General features: G+C 55.7%; 16 protein-coding genes. 9 read left to right on the forward strand and 7 right to left on the reverse strand.

The genetic code is table 11. The features are described 5' to 3' along the window. The coding region (locus QGH09_05055) for a DUF6644 family protein (GenBank protein HJO17549.1) at positions 1 to 504 on the reverse strand (504 nt) is incomplete at its 3' end. Positions 505 to 520: 16 nt separating this feature from the next. Next, positions 521 to 1,018, reverse strand: a complete 498-nt coding sequence (locus tag QGH09_05060; protein ID HJO17550.1) for a DUF6644 family protein — start codon at positions 1,016 to 1,018, stop codon at positions 521 to 523. A gap of 275 nt (positions 1,019 to 1,293) precedes the next feature. Here QGH09_05060 and QGH09_05065 point away from each other — a divergent pair, with 275 nt between their 5' ends. Beyond that, positions 1,294 to 2,466, forward strand: coding sequence for a PQQ-dependent sugar dehydrogenase (locus QGH09_05065; protein HJO17551.1), 1,173 nt, complete (start codon positions 1,294 to 1,296; stop codon positions 2,464 to 2,466). Positions 2,467 to 2,580: 114 nt separating this feature from the next. On the opposite strand, the gene QGH09_05070 is transcribed toward QGH09_05065, so the two are convergent. Next, entirely contained in the window at positions 2,581 to 4,188 is a 1,608-nt protein-coding gene (locus QGH09_05070) for a M20/M25/M40 family metallo-hydrolase (protein ID HJO17552.1), read from the reverse strand. 180 nt (positions 4,189 to 4,368) lie between these two features. Here QGH09_05070 and QGH09_05075 point away from each other — a divergent pair, with 180 nt between their 5' ends. Continuing rightward, complete coding sequence (locus QGH09_05075) at positions 4,369 to 4,920, forward strand: hypothetical protein (GenBank protein HJO17553.1); 552 nt, start codon at positions 4,369 to 4,371, stop codon at positions 4,918 to 4,920. A 113-nt stretch (positions 4,921 to 5,033) separates the two neighbouring features. On the opposite strand, the gene QGH09_05080 is transcribed toward QGH09_05075, so the two are convergent. Next, entirely contained in the window at positions 5,034 to 5,510 is a 477-nt protein-coding gene (locus QGH09_05080; GenBank protein HJO17554.1) for a RidA family protein, read from the reverse strand. A 194-nt stretch (positions 5,511 to 5,704) separates the two neighbouring features. Between QGH09_05080 and QGH09_05085 the strand changes: the two genes are divergently transcribed. From QGH09_05085 to QGH09_05095, 3 genes are read left to right on the forward strand one after another with little or no spacing between them, the layout of a single operon-like run. Further along, positions 5,705 to 6,874: a molybdopterin-dependent oxidoreductase gene (locus tag QGH09_05085; protein ID HJO17555.1), complete on the forward strand. Its 1,170-nt coding sequence runs from the start codon at positions 5,705 to 5,707 to the stop codon at positions 6,872 to 6,874. Between the two features lie 18 nt (positions 6,875 to 6,892). Further along, the gene (locus QGH09_05090; protein HJO17556.1) at positions 6,893 to 8,008 is read left to right on the forward strand and encodes a hypothetical protein; all 1,116 of its coding nucleotides are present in this window, start codon (positions 6,893 to 6,895) and stop codon (positions 8,006 to 8,008) included. A gap of 13 nt (positions 8,009 to 8,021) precedes the next feature. Then, positions 8,022 to 8,630 (forward strand): hypothetical protein, encoded by a 609-nt coding sequence (locus QGH09_05095; GenBank protein ID HJO17557.1) that lies wholly within the window; start codon positions 8,022 to 8,024, stop codon positions 8,628 to 8,630. Between the two features lie 72 nt (positions 8,631 to 8,702). Here QGH09_05095 and QGH09_05100 read toward each other — a convergent pair whose 3' ends face one another. From QGH09_05100 to QGH09_05110, 3 genes are all read right to left on the reverse strand, one after another. Beyond that, entirely contained in the window at positions 8,703 to 10,151 is a 1,449-nt protein-coding gene (locus QGH09_05100; GenBank protein HJO17558.1) for a PQQ-binding-like beta-propeller repeat protein, read from the reverse strand. A gap of 70 nt (positions 10,152 to 10,221) precedes the next feature. Beyond that, a complete protein-coding gene (locus tag QGH09_05105) occupies positions 10,222 to 11,508 on the reverse strand; it encodes an FAD-dependent oxidoreductase (protein ID HJO17559.1) in 1,287 nt (428 codons plus the stop codon). 172 nt (positions 11,509 to 11,680) lie between these two features. Continuing rightward, positions 11,681 to 13,051 carry an aminotransferase class I/II-fold pyridoxal phosphate-dependent enzyme gene (locus QGH09_05110; GenBank protein HJO17560.1) on the reverse strand — a complete coding sequence of 457 codons (1,371 nt, stop codon included), beginning with the start codon at positions 13,049 to 13,051 and terminating at the stop codon, positions 11,681 to 11,683. Between the two features lie 257 nt (positions 13,052 to 13,308). Here QGH09_05110 and QGH09_05115 point away from each other — a divergent pair, with 257 nt between their 5' ends. The 4 genes from QGH09_05115 to QGH09_05130 all read left to right on the forward strand — a co-directional run bounded on the left by QGH09_05115 (position 13,309) and on the right by QGH09_05130 (position 17,280). Continuing rightward, entirely contained in the window at positions 13,309 to 14,406 is a 1,098-nt protein-coding gene (locus QGH09_05115) for a prephenate dehydrogenase/arogenate dehydrogenase family protein (GenBank protein ID HJO17561.1), read from the forward strand. Between the two features lie 51 nt (positions 14,407 to 14,457). Further along, the gene (locus QGH09_05120) at positions 14,458 to 15,243 is read left to right on the forward strand and encodes a hypothetical protein (GenBank protein HJO17562.1); all 786 of its coding nucleotides are present in this window, start codon (positions 14,458 to 14,460) and stop codon (positions 15,241 to 15,243) included. 51 nt (positions 15,244 to 15,294) lie between these two features. Beyond that, positions 15,295 to 15,810, forward strand: coding sequence for a hypothetical protein (locus QGH09_05125; protein HJO17563.1), 516 nt, complete (start codon positions 15,295 to 15,297; stop codon positions 15,808 to 15,810). 258 nt (positions 15,811 to 16,068) lie between these two features. Further along, positions 16,069 to 17,280: a beta-propeller fold lactonase family protein gene (locus QGH09_05130; protein ID HJO17564.1), complete on the forward strand. Its 1,212-nt coding sequence runs from the start codon at positions 16,069 to 16,071 to the stop codon at positions 17,278 to 17,280. The last annotated feature ends 41 nt before the right edge of the window (positions 17,281 to 17,321 follow it).

Genomic DNA, 17,321 nt, shown 5'->3' on the forward strand with positions numbered 1-17,321 from the left:
GACCGCCCCCGTCACTTCGACCGGAGCATTAGCATCAAACTCAGCAGAAAAGGAATGATGGGCAACCACTGGCACGGTGGCCAGCAGCAGTCCGACACAAGCGACGATCGTGAACCCTCTGGTTTTCATGTGTAACCCCACAACCTTCTGTCGCACAGTGAATGTGAAGAGCATCGCAAGCAGCAGGAACTGCATCTTCCACCAAAAGGGCGGGCTGTAGTAAACGCGAAGTGTGTCCGAGGTAAGAAGCAGCACACCCGTGGCTAACATCACCAGCAAACTGCCGACCAGCCATGGCTGGATGTCATGCGCCAGCTGGGACACTGGTTGATGCCGTAACCCCAAGCCAAGCAACCGCAAGTCGACTACCAAAACCGTACCGCCCAGGATCGCAAGTGCCAACAAGTGAAGACACTGAATTACCGGGAACATCCATACCGAGCCACTCATCGCAATCCCGACGGCTGTCTGACCGGACCACTCAAACAGGGGTAAAAGAGACATCGTTATCATCCAGAGTTCAATTGAACCAGTTGTAGGCTTGCATCCGTCCCCCGACGACCACTCCGCACCAGAGCACGAGGGAGAGGTAGCCGGCCACTCGCGCCCTGAGGGGCGCAACCGGTGCCCGATCCCAGTCAGTGACCCGGCGATATACCGTTGTGTGAAAAACAAAAGCATTAAGACCAGCTAAGACAAGCATCACAATCTTGATACGAAAGAAGATGTTCTCGTATGCACGCACAGGATGGGAATAGAACAGAAGTAATCCACTCACAGCCATTAATGCAAAGCCGCCTAGGGCCCACGGCAAGAGACGTCCGGCTACCTCAGACACTGGAACTCGCCGCAGAGTTAGGCCCACTAGGCGCAGGTCTAATGTCGCGATCAGGCCGAGAAATAGGCATAAAGTCAACACGTGGGTTGTCTCCACTATGGGATAGACCCACAGCGATTCAAGGAGAGCAATGCTCCAAGGCGTATTTCCGAACCATTCGAAGAATTCCAGCGGCGACATAGGCGTCACGCAGTGCAATAACTTAGTTTTTCAAACGCTCCGGCCGAATTATACCGCTGACCGGTTGTAGTGCCCACGTCGTCTCACACCCGTAGACAACACGCGATGTCGTTGATGCCCCATTCTGGTACTTCCAGCATCGTGTAACTCCAAGCATCGGCTTTTCCCCCAAGACAGCACGACTTCACCCCACAAACTCCAGAGGACGCATTACAATATGTTTAACCTTCTAATTTCTTAGTGTTCGTTTAAAGAGTTTCTCGGAGGAGAGTGAGATGGTCAGGAAATCGCTGATTCTAATAGCCGCGGGTCTGTTCCTCACGATGGCAACAGCCGTTTGGGCACAGTCAGGGTCAATCGGTTCGGCCCACCACAGCTATCGCGTGGTTACCGTAGCCGAGGGACTAGAGATCCCGTGGTCAATCACGTTCCTACCGAACGGTGACATGCTGGTCACTGAACGACCTGGACGGCTTCGCATCATACGGGACGGTGTGCTCCTCCCAGACTCGGTGCCGGGTGTACCGGAAGTTCATGCTGAGGGCCAAGGCGGCCTGTTCGATGTTCTGCCACATCCAGAATTCACCTCGAACCGTCTACTTTATCTGGCTTACGCGCATCCAAATTCCGGCGGCTCGACTACGCGAGTTGTGCGGGCCAGATTCGAAAATGATCAACTATCGGGTCTTGAGGAAATCTTCCTCGCAGTGTCACAAGGAAGGGGGCACTATGGCGGGAAGCTTGCGTTCGACTGGAATGGCTTGCTCTTTCTCAGTGTCGGAGAACGCCAGGCATCCACCAGCGGTGATTTAGAGAACCATCCGGCCCAAGATGTCTCAAACCACCACGGCACGATCATTCGACTCCATGATGACGGCCGCATACCAGTCGACAATCCGTTCGTCAAACAAAGTGAGGCCGGAACCGATGTGCGGCCTGAGATATGGAGCTATGGGCACCGCAATCCGCAGGGCCTCGTCATTCACCCCGATACTAATGACGTCTGGATTACCGAGCATGGCCCACAAGGCGGGGACGAACTCAACCGTATTGAACCCGGATTGAACTATGGCTGGCCAGTGATTGGCTACGGTGTGAACTACCGGACAGGCCTGGCCATTCATGAGGGGACAATGCGCGAAGATATGGAACACCCAGACCACTTCTGGGTACCATCAATCGCAGTCTCAGGCTTGATGATTTATCGTGGAGACCGTTTTCCGGAATGGCAGGGAAATATGTTCTCTGGAGGTTTGGCCGGTCAGCAGTTGGCGCGCCTTACCCTCAGTGAAGACGCACAACGGATTGAACAGGAAGAAACTCTGATTCAAGGAATCGGCCGGATTCGTGACGTGCGCGAGGGACCAGATGGCTACATCTACGTTGCCATCGAGGGCCGCGGTGGTGCACTCACGCCGATTGTTCGGCTCGAACCCGCTGACCAGTAAGTTGGTGAGGGTGAGAAGGCCAGGAGTCGCGTAGGATTCTTGCCTGCTACGCCCCTATCCTTCAACTATTTCACCCTGCTACGACGGTGCGCCGAAGCCTTGCGCTGTTAACGTTTACCTCCGCTCAGACCACTCGCGGCGCGCCGGCTGGCACTCCGGCCACGACCCGGCCTCACCCGTCGCTGGGTTTACAGGAAACTCGGTCCTACGGTCCCGAGGTAAGCGCATCCCCTCCTCCGACGCCATGTAGGCCAGCATGGCATATAGGGTTGCGTTGCGCTGCAGGTCAGCGAAGATGACCTTATCGAAGGTATCCCGGTTTGTGTGCCAGGTATACGGCCTGTAGCTCCAATTAAGCGACCTCAGGCTGAAGGCCGGGGCACCATAGCAGACGAATGAGGCATAGTCGCTACCACCACCGCCAGGAGTGCCTGGAAAATTGAAGGCCACATTCTCTGAAAATTCTGTCGGGAGTCCAGAGAACCATCGTGCAAGATATCCCGAGGCGCCGATTAGTCCTTGGTTGGACACATTCACAATCCGTCCGGTTCCGTTATCCTGATTGAACAAGGCTTGGAGATTCTGGACCACCTCAGGATGGTCTTCGACGAAAGCTCGTGAACCATTGAGGCCCTGTTCCTCTCCACCCCAGTGCCCAACAAGAATTGTGCGTTTCGGATTGGGATAGGTCGCCCGAAGAATACGCATCGCCTCAAGCATGGTGAGGGTGCCCGTGCCGTTGTCGGTGGCGCCCGACGCCGCATCCCAGGAGTCGAAGTGCGCTGAAAGCACGACATACTCGTCGGGGAACTCCGTTCCGGGGAGCCGGGCAATGACGTTGGACACCGGACCCTCACCGAGGAACTCAGCATCGGAGAGGACTTCGATCACCGGGTGTTGACCGTTTGCGGCCAGCCGATGCAACAACCCGTAGTCTTCACAACCTGCTGTCAGCGCTAACATCCGCTCGGTGCCACTAGCGAACATCTGATGCGCACCCCATCCCTGCGACCAACGTGACGCGATAACACCGGTCGCACCCGCACGTTCAAAACGTTGAGCAATTGCGGTCTCCGAGCCACGCCCGAGAATTTCAAGCCCGACCCGGTTCATTTGATCGCGCCATGCTTCCTCCGCCGTACTGCGCGCGTCCCGCATTTCAACAATCGACTCCTCAGTCGCCCAACGTTCCCAATCCGCGTCAGGTCGACATGTCGGCTGCGGAAAAGCAATGGCGACAAATTTTCCGCGCACGTTTGGGAGCCACGCCTCAAACTCTGTAACGTTAGAAACGTTCGGCATAACCACCACTTCGCCACGAACCGGTTGACCTCCAGTGCCTGGACTCCATGCCAGGCTCATCATCTCAAGGGTACGAACCCTCGGCTCGACAAGGTCAACATGGGCACGGCCACGCCGCCACCGCATCCATGTGCCATATTCCTGATTTTCAGCAGTGATATCCCAACTGTCGTACGTGCTAACAAGCCACTCATTCCCCTTCTCATGACCAGGGCTCCCAGTTAGGCGCGGCCCAATTTCGTCAAACAGAACCTGAGCTAGAACCTCGGTTTGAGAATTCTCTATCCCTTCTATCCACATCTGCCGCAGGACCGGATCGTCCGTAGGAAATGTCTGTGAGACGACAGGCACAGCCGACACGAGTGTCACGGCGAAAGTACCGAACGCAAACAAATAACGCGTCATCGCAATATTCTTCATTGTGTGAACCCCTACCCGCTGGACCGCCAGTTTACGTGCGCTAGGCTCTGACTATACACCTCACAAGACCCGCTCAGCACCTACCCCATTGTCAGAGGCGGCTAAAGACGCCTACAATCCTCTCTAGGCGTCTCGCTGGGCCAAGAGCCGGGCGGGATTCGCAATAATGGAGGTAACGTGATGAAGCGCATCATACAGTTCGCTTGTATAGTCCTGACCGTGTCGGCTGCCGCGAATGCTCAAACCGCGGACGAAACTATCGCACGGGCCATATCGGCAGCACCCGCTCGAGCCCAGGCTGACGCCTCGGTGGTGACATGGGATGCGGACGGCAATCGCGTAATGCTGCGCGAGGGCAGTAACGACTTTATTTGCTGGGACCGTTCAGGCCAGAACCCCCGACGCCCATTTTTTGTGCAGTGCACCAATAAAGGCAATCTAGCACGATACGAACAAAACCTCGCGTTCTCCCGAGCTGGCAACAGTCGCGAAGAGGTGGAAGCTTTGGACGCCGCAGCCGAAAAGGCAGGCACGCGGGAGCTTCCGGTGTTCGGCTCGATTTACTACTACAACTGGGGCGACGATCAGGAAAGTGCGACCCCGCACATAACGGTTACGGTGCCATACGCAACCCATGAATCCCTCAGTCTGCCGGCTGAGCGAACAGATGGTGTCCTGTTTCTTATGCAGGCGGGTACGGCAAGTGCGCACCTCATGGTGACCCTCCCCTAGCTACTGTCAACAGAGTCGAGGAATCGAAGGGGTATGGGTGCATACCCATACCCCTACGCGAGCGCCGACTGAGACCCACGATGCTGCGGTGTCTAGAGCACGACTGTGGCGATCTATTCGTCCACCGCAGTGCCCATGATTTCGAAGTGGGAGTTGCCAAGAAGTGTACTGGTCCCGATGAAGGCACGTGACGGCAACGGCCCGCTGAAGTAGCTCCGGTAGATTTCGTTGAACATGTCGTATAGCGCAAGGTCCGTGCAGAAGATCTGCACCCAGACCAAGTCATCCATCGTCATACCGCCTGCTTCAACATTGCTCTTGAAACCGTCGAGTAGACTTCTGATCTCCGTCTCAAGGTCCCGATCGAGGCTACCCGTGTTTGCCACCTGCCCCGTGTTCCCAGCGACGTAAAGTGTATTCCCAATCCGCACACCTCGACTGTAAGCACGTTCCGGGTTCTCTGTTCCGGGACCACCAGGATCAAGAATTTGCCGACCGGGCTGTTGTGAATTCACAACTCCGGTCAGGATGAGAGTGGTCACAATACCAAGCACGAACGAAAGTCCGATAGACCGAGTTACGAATTGCATATCTGTCTCCTAGATACCTAAACCAACGGCGGTCCTGTCAAGTGCCCTGATCATACATGCAGCTTGCCGGGGCACTTAACTCCTCTCCCGACCGGGCCACATGACAAGTGCTTACGCTGGGACCCAGATCGTGATAAAACTTGACGGTGTGTTGCGGGGCATTTGTCACCGCCTGATGCAGAAAGGGTTCGGAAATGACGATACAGAGCAATCGACGGGACATTCTGAAAGGCGGCCTCGCAGCAGCCGGACTTGGTATCCTCGGCATTCCGGAATGGGTGCTTCCCACGCTCGCGCAGGGCGAGACGCTCGTCCCATTCACCGACCTACCCGACCCTCTTACCCTCGTGCGGGGTCCCGAGCAACGCATTATTGATATCCGGACGATCCCAGAAAACGGTCAGTTCACCCCTACTGATCAGTTCGCTACCACACAGCATTACGGGCACCCGGTCATTGACCCTGCTACCTACCGGCTAAGGGTTTCTGGCCTAGTCGACCAAGCACTATCTTTCTCAATTGACGAACTGCGCGCGATGCCAAGCGAAGAAATTGTCGTCGGATTCGAATGCTCTGGTAACAGAGGTCCTATAAACGGTCTCGCCGGCAATGGACGGTGGACCGGTGTACCGCTGCGAACGGTACTGGACCGCGCTGGCGTGAAGCCTGACGCAAAGGAGTTCGTCTTCTTCGGAGCCGACCGCGGTGAAGAGGAAGTCCAATTCCGAGGCCAAACGTTCACGGTGGAACAACAGTATGGTCGGAGTCTCGCGAGGGAGAAGGCACTGTCATCTGACCCGATTCTGGTTTACGCACTGAACAGCGAGCCGCTGACACGCCATCAAGGCTTCCCACTACGATTGCTTGTCCCGGGTTGGTACGGTATGGCTCTCGTCAAATGGCTCGCTGAGATTCACGTCCAAGAGAACCGGTATCTCGGCAAGTTTCAAGCCCGCCACTATCGCACGTTGAAGGGAGAAATGGTCAACGGCGAGATGAAGTGGAAGGAAACTGATATTTCGACCACTCAGTTGAAGTCGTTTGTGGCACGGGTGACTTCCAATGGCAGCCGCCACCAAGTTTTCGGTGTCGTCCTGAATGACGGAACTCCGATCCGGTCGGTCGAGGTAAAGGTGGATGATGGCTCATGGCAGCCGGCCACCATGGATCCCTCCACGAGCGAAAAATACTCGTGGAAGTTTTTTACCTGCGACTGGCACGGCGCCACTCCTGGAGAGCATACGGTCGTTTCCCGTGCAACTGACATCGAGGGCACCGTTCAGCCAACCGCGGCGGAGCTTGAGGTCAAGAAGACGTTCCTTGAGCACAATGCCCAACATCCGCGAACAATAATGATCGCTTAGCGGTCTACGGAGGTCGTAATGAAGAGTGTCCTTAGCTTACTCGCAGTCGTTCTGACAAGTGGTGTCCTGGTCGGGCCCGCCGTTGCTCAGGCTCAATCGGTCGACCAGGAGGTCACCAATGCGGTTCTGCCTCTACCGGAGGACCTGAAGGCCGACGCAACAGTCGTAACTTACGAGCCCGATACAGGCATCAGAAAGGTTCTCCGTCAAGGCACAAACATCGTGGAATGCCAACCTGAGGACCCGGAAACCGGGTTCACTCGCTGCTACAATAAAATACTCGCGCCCCGAAACGACCTAACGGCCAAGCTCCGGGCCGAGGGTAAGTCCCCTGAGGAAATTCAGACCGCGATTGCTGCTGCCGTCAAGGACGGTACCATTCCAGAAGCACCCTCCGGAACTATGTTGTATCGTCTCTATAAGAAAGACGACCGGATTCGACTGCTCTGGGTAATGCGGGTGCCTGGTGCAACGCCGGAATCGATCGGTGTTTCGACTGACAGCCAGCGGGATAACGCCTTGAATGGTCAGGGCCGGCCCTGGTTAATGCGTCCTGGCACGCCAGCGGCACACGTCATGATCCCAATCAACAACACGCTATGGTCGAATAAGTCGGTCGAGCAGAAAATCGCTGAGGCAGTTCTGCCACTGCCCGAGGACCTGAAAGCTGAAGCGACCGTAGTAGCCACGGACCCGGACACTGGTGCCCGAGTGGTTCTCCGTGAGGGCACGAACCAGGTCGAGTGTCAGCCCCCAGACCCGGTGAGCCAGCAAACGTTCTGCCGTAATCGAAGCAGCGCCCCGGTACGGGAGCTCACGGCGAAGCTTCGCGGCGAGGGCAAATCCGGCGAAGAAATCCAGGCAGCGATTGCTGCCGGGCGTGAAGCAGGTACGCTCCCATCACCGTCGTTCGGGGAAATGATGTATCTGTTGCGGCATAACGACCGACAGATCAAGCTTCTCTGGGTGATGCTAGTGCCTGGCGCGACGCCGGAATCGATCGGCGTCTCGACGGTCAGTCAGCGGGATAATGCCCTGAAGGGGGAGGGACGGCCATGGCTGATGCGGGCTGGTACGCCAGGTGCGCACATCATGATTCCGATCAACAACACACCTCTGTCGAGTGGTCGCTAGCGATTGCGAATTAATGATTACAAAACTTTTTCGGAGTCTCATCGTCGTCGCATTCATCGGTAGCCCGCTAGCTGGTCAGACCAGCGTCCAAGCCCAGCCGACCGAACAGCAGATTACTGATGCCGCTCTTCCCCTGCCCGAAGACCTCAAGGCAGGCGCGACCGTGGTGACCTATGACCCCACTACCGGTGCCCGTCAGGTGCTGCGCCAGGGCACGAACCAGGTGGAGTGTCAGCCGATGGACGCAGACGCCATGCAGACAAGCTGTTACAGTAAGATGCTCGCTCCTCAATTCGATCTTATGGCGAGACTCCGCGCCGAGGGCAAATCCCCTGGAGAGGTCCAAGCAGGAATCGTCGCTGCACGTCAGTCAGGCACGCTTCCCCCACCAGCCTTCGGTTCGATGATGTATGCACTTCGACACGACGACCGGAGGATTAAGTTGCTTTGGGTAATGATGGTACCTGGTGCAACCTCAGAAGCAGTCGGCGTCTCGATGGTCAGCCAGCGGGATAACGCCCTGAAGGGTCAAGGGCGACCGTGGCTGATGCGTGCTGGCACACCAGGTGCACACATCATGATTCCGATCAACAACACGCCGCTGTCAAGCGGGGTCCGCTAGCCAACCAAACTACTTCCTTGGTGTACACGATTGAGGCCAGATGCTACGGTGGTGTCAGCACTTCTCAAGTGCTTAGTCTTCGCCGAATGCCCAGAGCGTCTCCTCGGTGCGGATGTAAATCCGCCCATCAGCAATCGCCGGCGTCGCATACGCGGGGGACCCGAGGTCATTAAGCGCCAAAACTTCAAAACCTCCACCTGGTCGCACAACAGCTACCTTCCCCATTTCACTCACGAAGAAAATTTTACCGTCAGCAGCAACCGGTGAGGCGTAGTAACTGTCCACTGCGCCGCGGATCCGACCGCGTTCAATGACCTCGCCAGTGGAAGGACGGAATGATGTGGCTATCCCGCCGTCGTTGATCATGTAGAGCACGCCCTGATACAAAAGCGGTGATGGGAGCTGCGGTACCGAACGATGGTACCGCCAGACAACGTTTTCCTCAGTCATGTCCCCCGACCCACCAAGACGGATGGCGACCATCCCGTTCAGACTCATCATGGCAGCCCGATAGTAGTTCCAACTATCTTCGTCCAATTGGCCGTCAGCATCGAGATCAACAAAGGAGAAAAATCCTCGCGTACGCTCCTGAGGAAACTCATCAGGTGCGATTAGGCCATCACCATTAGCATCGTGGACCGCAATCGTGTCTTCCCAACTGTCAACCTCAACCTGCCGGCCTGGTTGGTTGAGCGGCGTGGAGAAACCGTGGACGTAGAGCGTGTCACCGTCCATCACCGGAGTCGACTTCATTTCGAATGGTAATCCACCAACCCACCATCGCTTCTCACCAGTCGCCACATCGTAGGCCGTGAGGAGAAACGAGCCAGCCATCAGCACCTGTAGCGGCCCATCGGGGGGATCGTAGAGAACTGGCGACGAGTGTCCACTCTTCGCCTCAGGACGGTCCACCTTCCAACGCACCTCACCAGTATCGGCATCAACTGCTAGTAGAAACGACCCATTCTGCTGATCACAGGGTAACAGCACCAGGTTGTCAGCCACGATCGGCGAGGCACCCATGCCATAGATGTTGTTAAAGGGGCCCAAAGGGTGGCGCCACTGTTCAACACCCTCGCGGTCATACGCAACCAGACCGAACTCCCCGAAAAACACGTAGACATTGCCAGCTGCATCGACCGCGGCACTAGCCGCAGCGGAATGATTACGGGAATCCGGTCGATCGACACGCGCCCGCTCCACCGCCTGGCGCCACAAAATTCGTCCGCTCTGCCGATCTAAGGATGTGGTAATTAACTGGTCATTCTCAAACGCCGTAAGAAGCAGGCGGTCTCCACTAATTACCGGTGAAGAGAAGCCGGGTGCCACTGTGGTCTTCCAGACAACATTAGTCTCTGGTCCGAAGTCTTGCGGCAGCCCGGTGGCCTCAATCACACCAGAGCCGTTTGGGCCGCGGAACCGATTCCAGGTATCCCCAACCGCTTCGGGTTTTGTCGCAGCCACGCCTATGACCACGACCGCAAACAGACAGGTCACCGCTCTAGCCCTCAATCGTGCCATCAGCATCACTCCCTTTTGCCTTCCCGCATCCATAGAAAGAGGTCGTAACCACCAAAACCTAGGCAGCTTATTATGCCAGACGTCCTGTAAATCGTTGCAGCCCGAACAAAGGTTCAACGGCTCTCTCCCGAAAAACCATCTCAGCCGCCCACTCCCCAATTACCGGTGCGTGCTTAAATCCATGGCCTGAACCACCGCCAATAAGCCACACATTCTCCGCTACAGGATGTCGATCTATTACAAAATTGCGATCGTCACTATTTTCGTATTGACACACTCTCATCGAGAGCAGTGGTGCGTCCTTCATGCCTGGAAACCGAAGAGCCAGATACTCCCGATGAAAGGCCATCAGATCCGCTGTCGGAACGCGTTCTTCAGTAGTCGGATCAATAATCCTTACTCTTGGAGGGCCACCTTCGACTAACAATCCTCGAAAGTCACCATCTGGAACAACAGCAGCACTTGGACTTCGAGTGCCGTCTATGCAAATCGGTAAGTGTTGGTCATCATACCGATGATCATTAACTGGTGTTCCAAAGAAGAACGCCTCAGCGCGAGACGGCCGGATCCGGATCGTTCCCGGAAACAACTGACCAAGCCAGGGTCCACACGCAAAGATATATTGGTCAGCGGACAGTCGAGAGCCGTCAGATAAACTGAGGCTGTCGAGTCCACTACCATCTATCTCAGGGGCTTTGACAGATACCTGCCGATACTCTCCTCCCTCTTCAAGAAAACCTCTGAAGAGTTCCTGACACGCCAGTCGTGACCGCAAATATCCGCTGTCAACATCGAGCAATCCCCACGACACCCCTTCTAGATTAATTTGCGGGTAACGACGCTCTAAATCCTGCAGTGAAAGTTCCTCTACAGCAGTTCCCCGCTTACGCATATACGCAAGAGCTTCCCTGCCATCTTGGGCATCCTCGGGTTGAAGAGTCAGTGATCCACAGGGAAAATACAATTGTCGGTTCCAGCGTTTTTCATGTTCACGCCACAGCTGAAGAGCGCGCGTGATCATGTCCATGTAGAGAGGTCGGTAGACCTCCTTATTCGAACCCGTGCTGCCCACAGCGTACAGTTGACTGTGAATCATTCGCCGTTCACAGCCAGAACTGGCGCGAGCGTTTCCAGGTCCCCAAGTATCGAGCAAAGTGACTTTTGCACCTTTCCTGAGCAAGCTCAATGCTGTCCAGCCGCCAAACCCACCAGCCCCAATCACAGCAATGTGTGACTGCTGGTAACGGTTTCGAGTCTTCTCATCCGTTAGTGAGGCATTCAATGTTGCCGCATCACCGGCCAACTGATAGCCAATCACCGAAGCCGCTGTGGCCTTTAACACCGACCTCCTAGTCATAGAATTGGAATTCGAGGATCTTGCGATTCTCTCAACTTGTTTCTGTTTCTTCATGTTTGGCTCTCACATACCACGAGTGATACCACCATCTATACAAACGTGCTGACCAGAAAAAAGGGTCCAGCCCTATTATCAGAGCCGGACCCGATTTAACCGAAGTATTCTGACAAGCCTACAGGTCGTTGAGCGCAGCAGCCATGTTATCAAGCGCCAGCTTGAGAATTTTACGAGAGGTGGCTACGTTCATCCGCATGTGATTCTCACCTCCTGGCCCGTAGGACGACCCGGCATTCAACTGGACCTTCGCGTTGTCGATGAACCAATTCCCCACGATCGCTTCCGCCGTCACTGGTCGTCCCGTTTCACTATTCGCCGTAGCCTCCTCGGCTAAACGCTTCGCATCAAGGCGCTCAGCTACTCCGCCAATATCAATCCACGCCAAGTAGGTACCCTCCGCCTTCGTATATTCAACCCCTGGCAGGTTCTCTCGAATATATCGCTCAGCGAAGTCCTGGTTTCCGTCAATGTAGACGTTCACCTGGTCCAACCAGTCTGCACCTTCATCAGTCAGAGCGGCCTGGTTAGCCACTACCCCCAACGTATTGGTGTTCGCCCGATGCTGCGCACGTATCAGTTCCATATATTCGGGATTCGTGGAAAAGAACCAGGCAACCTTCATAGCCGCGAGGCTAAAGGTCTTACTTGCAGCTTTGAAGGTCACGCTGTTGTCCACGACCTCTTTGTCAGGCAAGCTTGCAAATGGCGTGTACTTCTGCCCTTTCATAACGAAATCACAATGAATTTCGTCAGACAGGACCACCACCCGATGCTCAAGACACATCCGTCCCAACCGCAACAAATCCTCTTCCGACCAGCAGTTACCCGTCGGGTTCTGTGGATTGCAAAGGATCATCGCGTCGGTGTCGTGACTCATCCGAGATTCAAGGTCATCAAAATCCATCCGGTAGTGACCGTTTTCCACAATCATCGGACTATTTTCTGCAATGGTCCGACTCCACCGGAGGTCTCCATAAAACCCGCTATACACGGCCGTCCCCAAAAGCACTTTACTTCCGGCTGGTGCGAGTGCGTTCAACGCCGCGATCAGCGCCGGGTGAACGCCGTCGGAGAGGGTGATTGATTCGGGGTCTACTTCGAGCCCGTAACGATCCTTATTCCAGTCAGCAATCTGCTGATAGAAACTCCGAGGCGTGCTCATGTAGCCCCAGTTTTCATGCTTGCAACGTTCCGCCAACCCACGAGTGATACAGGGAGCAGCGCGGAAGTCCATATCCGCGATCCCCATGCCAACATCAATATTCTCACGGCCATACCTTTCGATCGCCGCGTCCCACTTCACAGAATTCCACCCGACCCGGTCGTACACCGTATCGAAGTCGTAGTTGGTGGAACCTGCCTGGTCCAGCGAATCGGCTCGCACAGGAGTCACCAGCGAAGGCCCCGAGTTGGCAGCGCCAGCGAGCGCAGTGATCCCCGCACCCCTCAGAAACGCTCTACGATTTAACCAAAGTCTCTCTGACATCCGTGCGCTCCTCGCTTGTTCTAAGTCCCCAATTACCAACCGAGTATCAGGGTAATACTACACTAGGAGAGCGCTTAGCCGGAACCCGGTGCCCTAATTTCAAGGGTTGCGTCCCTCCCTAAGACTAGAGCAGCACTACAGGCCAGAATCCGTGCTGCTTGCGAGGGCGAGGGCAGAATGCCCAACCCCGCCCTTTATTCGATCGCCGCCTTCGCATTGCCAAATCCCTGTTTGGCGAGGCTGGGCTACAATTGGCCGTGGCCAAGCCCCTAACCGATCTCAGAGCAGAATTGGCCGACCTGGACCGGCAGATTCTGACGCTCGTCGCCGCACGGCAGCGCCTTTCACTCACGATCGGTTCCAAAAAACGTGCGGCCGGACTCCCCCTCCGCGACTACCGTCAAGAAAAAGCCGTTATTAATCGGTCCCGAGCGACAGCCGCCGAGCTCGGCTTCGCACCAGAACTTGCCGAACAGCTAGTCTTGTCACTGATCCGCTCGTCGTTGACGGTTCAAGAGCATGATGAGGTGGTGACCCAAGCCAGTGGCGAGGGACAACGCGCCCTCGTGATCGGCGGCGCTGGAAAAATGGGACGCTGGTTTGTTAGGTTCCTAGACTCCCAGGGATTCCAAGTAGACGTAGCTGATCCCGCAGGCAAGGTCGAAGGCCATGCACACTGCGCTAATTGGGAATCTCTCGACCTCAACCACGACATCATCGTGGTAGCGGCGCCGTTACGCGCCTCCAACGTCATCCTCCTAGGATTAGCCGAACGATCACCAAATGGGATCGTTTTTGACATCGGCTCGCTAAAGAGCCCCGTACGTCCAGGACTTACTGCGCTTGCACAAGCAGGCATACGTGTCACGTCGATCCACCCGATGTTCGGACCAGACACACAACTGTTGTCTGGCCGCCATGTAATCTTCATCGACGCGGGCGTATCAGAAGCCACCACGGCAGCGGAAGACCTCTTTAATTCGACGATGGCGGTTCGCGTCAGTATGGATTTAGAGAGTCACGACCGCCTGATCACTTGGGTTCTTGGTTTGGCTCATGCTACCAACATCGCGTTCATGACAGCGCTTGTCAAAAGCGGTGAGGCAGCACCAACCTTGGCTGAGCTTTCGAGCACAACGTTTGATGAACAACTGCAGGTCGCCAGCCGCGTTGTTCATGACAGTCCACAGCTATACTTCGAAATCCAATCTCTCAATGACTTTAGGATGGAGTCGCTCGATGCTCTCGAATCAGCAGTTGGACGTTTTCGTAACATCGTGGAGACCGGTGATGAAATGGCTTTTCAAGAACTGATGGAAGACGGCAGACGATACCTCGAAAAGCGATTACTGTAGCGAGTAGCTAGGTCCACGTCATCCATTTAGCCACATGAAAGGAGAGCGCTGATGAAGATTCTCTGTCGGGGGCTGCTCGTTAGCATCTTGTGGACAGGTGTAGGCTTCGCCACTGCTGGCCTACTGGGCGATTTTGATGGCCAACAGTCGGTTGCGTCCTTGCGCGACGCACCTAATCCCCGCATGCCGAGTCAACGGACCCAGGAGGAGTACCCGCATGCGTTTCCTCGCGACGGGGCCAGCAAGATTATTGAAAACAATAGAGTCATCGTTTGGGATGCCACATGGCTGAATGACGCACCTCAGCCCTATCATCGACATCGCTATGACCTTACCGGCGTCTTCCTCCGGTGGGGCCCGCTCAAAGTGACTAGGCTCGACGGTACTTTTTCGGCAAGCCAGGAACCGTTCGAGGTTCCTTGGGTCTTCTTCCAACCAAAGGGCGTCACTCACAAAGAAGAGGGGATCGGGCCTCCAGAACGGCACGCCGTTATGATCGACATCAAGGACTCTACGAGTTCGTCTCGCGAGACAATCCCGGACCTTCCTGAAGCGTTCCCCCGTGAGGGCACCGAAGAAGTGTTGGACCGTCCTCGAGTCGCAGTCTGGGATGTCAACTCGCCAACCGGCTGGGCAGCACCTCTCCATGTGCATCCCCGAGATACCGTCGTGGTCTTTCTCCAAGGTGGAACTATTCGCACGCAACAGACGGATGGCACGGAAGAATCCATCAGCCATGCGTACAAAGACGTGAGATTTATACCGGCCGGCACGACACACATGTCATCGGTGACGAGTGGAGCACCTCGGGCGATGTTCTACGAGTTAAGGAACTGACAAAACCACGATGTAGAGCGATGAAGTCAGTCACATCGCAAGGAGATCATCATGCTAAGAACCGGAGTGTTCGCTATGCTGCTCGGGTTGACCGCCACCCAATCACCCCCTAGCTCGACCGTATACGTCAGCGCTGATGATATTGCCGCAACGATGGCCGCAGCGCCGGAGGGTCGGGTCAGCGACCAATCCATTAGGATGATTGATGCAGGTGGCTACAACGTGGGGATCGGTCTAGTGCGCCGTCCCTCAACGCAGCCGGGTGGTGCGATTCAGCACCACAACCAGACTGAGGTGTATTACGTTGTCGAGGGAACCGGCACGCTCATCACCGGCGGCACTTTGGTTGACGGGCAACCGCTAGACCCCGACGGTGATACCGTCAAGAACCTCACAGGACCAAGCTCGGTCGGACCACGTATTCAGGGCGGTGAGAGCCAGAGGATCGGCAAAGATGACATGCTTATTATTCCAGCCGGCACCGCCCACGGGTTCAGCGACATCGAGGAAGACATCGCCTATTTAGTCATTAGGGTCGACCCGGACCAACTAGTTCAGCTGAAGTGACATCACGGCATCGGTTGGCTACCCAGCGGCTAGGCGACCTTTTTTCTCTGTTGCGGTAGAGCCTCAATAAAAGGGCTATCGCACGTGACCGTCAGTTTGGATCGAGACATGCACGTTTTTGTACCCACCGACTTAGGCCGCCTGGGTCGGCTCAAGAAACTTGCTGTCTAGACGTTAAGTCCTTACAATTGGCCCTTATTTCAGACACAGCAGGTAAGCGTTGCCCTTAGGGGTAGTCACTTATCAACGGGGAGAACGATGGGATACGCAAAGAGGAACCTTCTTGTTGGCGCGTCGTTGGCGGTAGTCCTGATCGTAATGGGGTGTGGACAGGCAGTACTGGACGAAACCACTGAGACCACCGCAACCACCGAGGCACAAGGCCCCGTAGCACCGATGTTCGAGGTCGACCCGCTATGGCCGAAGCCGCTACCAAATCACTGGATTCTCGGATCGACGATTGGTGTAACGGTAGACGATCAGGACCATGTCTGGGTCGTTCATCGCGGAGCCATGTCGATGAATGCGCGCAACGAAACACCTGTCGTTAATGACCCGCCAATCGCCGAAGAGTGCTGTGTGCCCGCTCCGCCGGTGCTGGAATTTGACCAGGCCGGTAACCTCGTCGGCCATTGGGGTGGCCCGGGCGAGGGCTACGAATGGCCTCAGTCGAACCACGGCATTACCTTCGATCACAAGGGTAACCTCTGGATCGGTGGGAACGGCGGTGATGATGCCCATGTGTTGAAGTTCACCAGTGATGGGCAATTTCTTCTGCAGGTTGGAAACGCAGGTGGCAATGCGGGCAGTAACGACACGGAAAACTTTGGCCGCGTGGCAAAAGTCTTCGTAGATGGTGAAGAGAACGAGGCTTACATAGCTGACGGGTACGGTAACCGGCGTGTCGCGGTTCTTGATGCCGATACTGGTGCTTTCAAACGCTACTGGGGTGCTTACGGGAATCAGCCCGATGACTCCATCACCTTCCGATACGACCCGAACGCCGAACCACCGCAACAGTTTGGCAGCCCGGTCCACTGTGCCGAATTGTCCCACGACCGTCTACTCTACGTGTGCGACCGTTCAAACGACCGAATCCAAGTGTTTGAACCAGATGGCACCTTTCTCCGGGAAGCATTCATTGCTGAGCAGACGCTGGGCTCCGGCTCGGTCTGGGATATTGCTTTTTCAAAGGATGCGGACCAAACCTACATCTATGTTGCCGACGGTATTAACGAAAAGGTTCATGTCGTCCAACGCGACACGCTTGAGGTACTCACCAGCTTCGGTGACGGTGGACGCCAGCCCAGTCAGTTCTTCGGTGTGCATAGTATCGCCACCGATTCGCAGGGCAACGTCTACACAACGGAAACCTACGAAGGGAAACGGGTTCAGCGCTTCGTTTACAAGGGGATGGGTCCAATCACTGCGCAAGATCAAGGAGCTGTCTGGCCGAGCGTTTCACAGTAAAACACGCTACGGTGCGCGCAGTCTGAAGGCAGTGCAGGAAA

It is taken from the genome of Vicinamibacterales bacterium, from assembly GCA_036012125.1.
GTDB lineage: Bacteria > Acidobacteriota > Vicinamibacteria > Vicinamibacterales > UBA823 > UBA11600.

Bases quoted from the DNA above. Each gene is read 5' to 3' on its own strand.
- QGH09_05060 (HJO17550.1), bottom strand. From the start codon at position 1,018: ATGTCGCCGCTGGAATTCTTCGAATGGTTCGGAAATACGCCTTGGAGC.
- QGH09_05105 (HJO17559.1), bottom strand. From the start codon at position 11,508: ATGACTAGGAGGTCGGTGTTAAAGGCCACAGCGGCTTCGGTGATTGGC.
- QGH09_05100 (HJO17558.1), bottom strand. From the start codon at position 10,151: ATGGCACGATTGAGGGCTAGAGCGGTGACCTGTCTGTTTGCGGTCGTG.
- QGH09_05095 (HJO17557.1), top strand. From the start codon at position 8,022: ATGATTACAAAACTTTTTCGGAGTCTCATCGTCGTCGCATTCATCGGT.
- QGH09_05065 (HJO17551.1), top strand. From the start codon at position 1,294: ATGGTCAGGAAATCGCTGATTCTAATAGCCGCGGGTCTGTTCCTCACG.
- QGH09_05120 (HJO17562.1), top strand. From the start codon at position 14,458: ATGAAGATTCTCTGTCGGGGGCTGCTCGTTAGCATCTTGTGGACAGGT.
- QGH09_05075 (HJO17553.1), top strand. From the start codon at position 4,369: ATGAAGCGCATCATACAGTTCGCTTGTATAGTCCTGACCGTGTCGGCT.
- QGH09_05080 (HJO17554.1), bottom strand. From the start codon at position 5,510: ATGCAATTCGTAACTCGGTCTATCGGACTTTCGTTCGTGCTTGGTATT.
- QGH09_05130 (HJO17564.1), top strand. From the start codon at position 16,069: ATGGGATACGCAAAGAGGAACCTTCTTGTTGGCGCGTCGTTGGCGGTA.
- QGH09_05070 (HJO17552.1), bottom strand. From the start codon at position 4,188: ATGAAGAATATTGCGATGACGCGTTATTTGTTTGCGTTCGGTACTTTC.
- QGH09_05110 (HJO17560.1), bottom strand. From the start codon at position 13,051: ATGTCAGAGAGACTTTGGTTAAATCGTAGAGCGTTTCTGAGGGGTGCG.
- QGH09_05090 (HJO17556.1), top strand. From the start codon at position 6,893: ATGAAGAGTGTCCTTAGCTTACTCGCAGTCGTTCTGACAAGTGGTGTC.
- QGH09_05125 (HJO17563.1), top strand. From the start codon at position 15,295: ATGCTAAGAACCGGAGTGTTCGCTATGCTGCTCGGGTTGACCGCCACC.
- QGH09_05085 (HJO17555.1), top strand. From the start codon at position 5,705: ATGACGATACAGAGCAATCGACGGGACATTCTGAAAGGCGGCCTCGCA.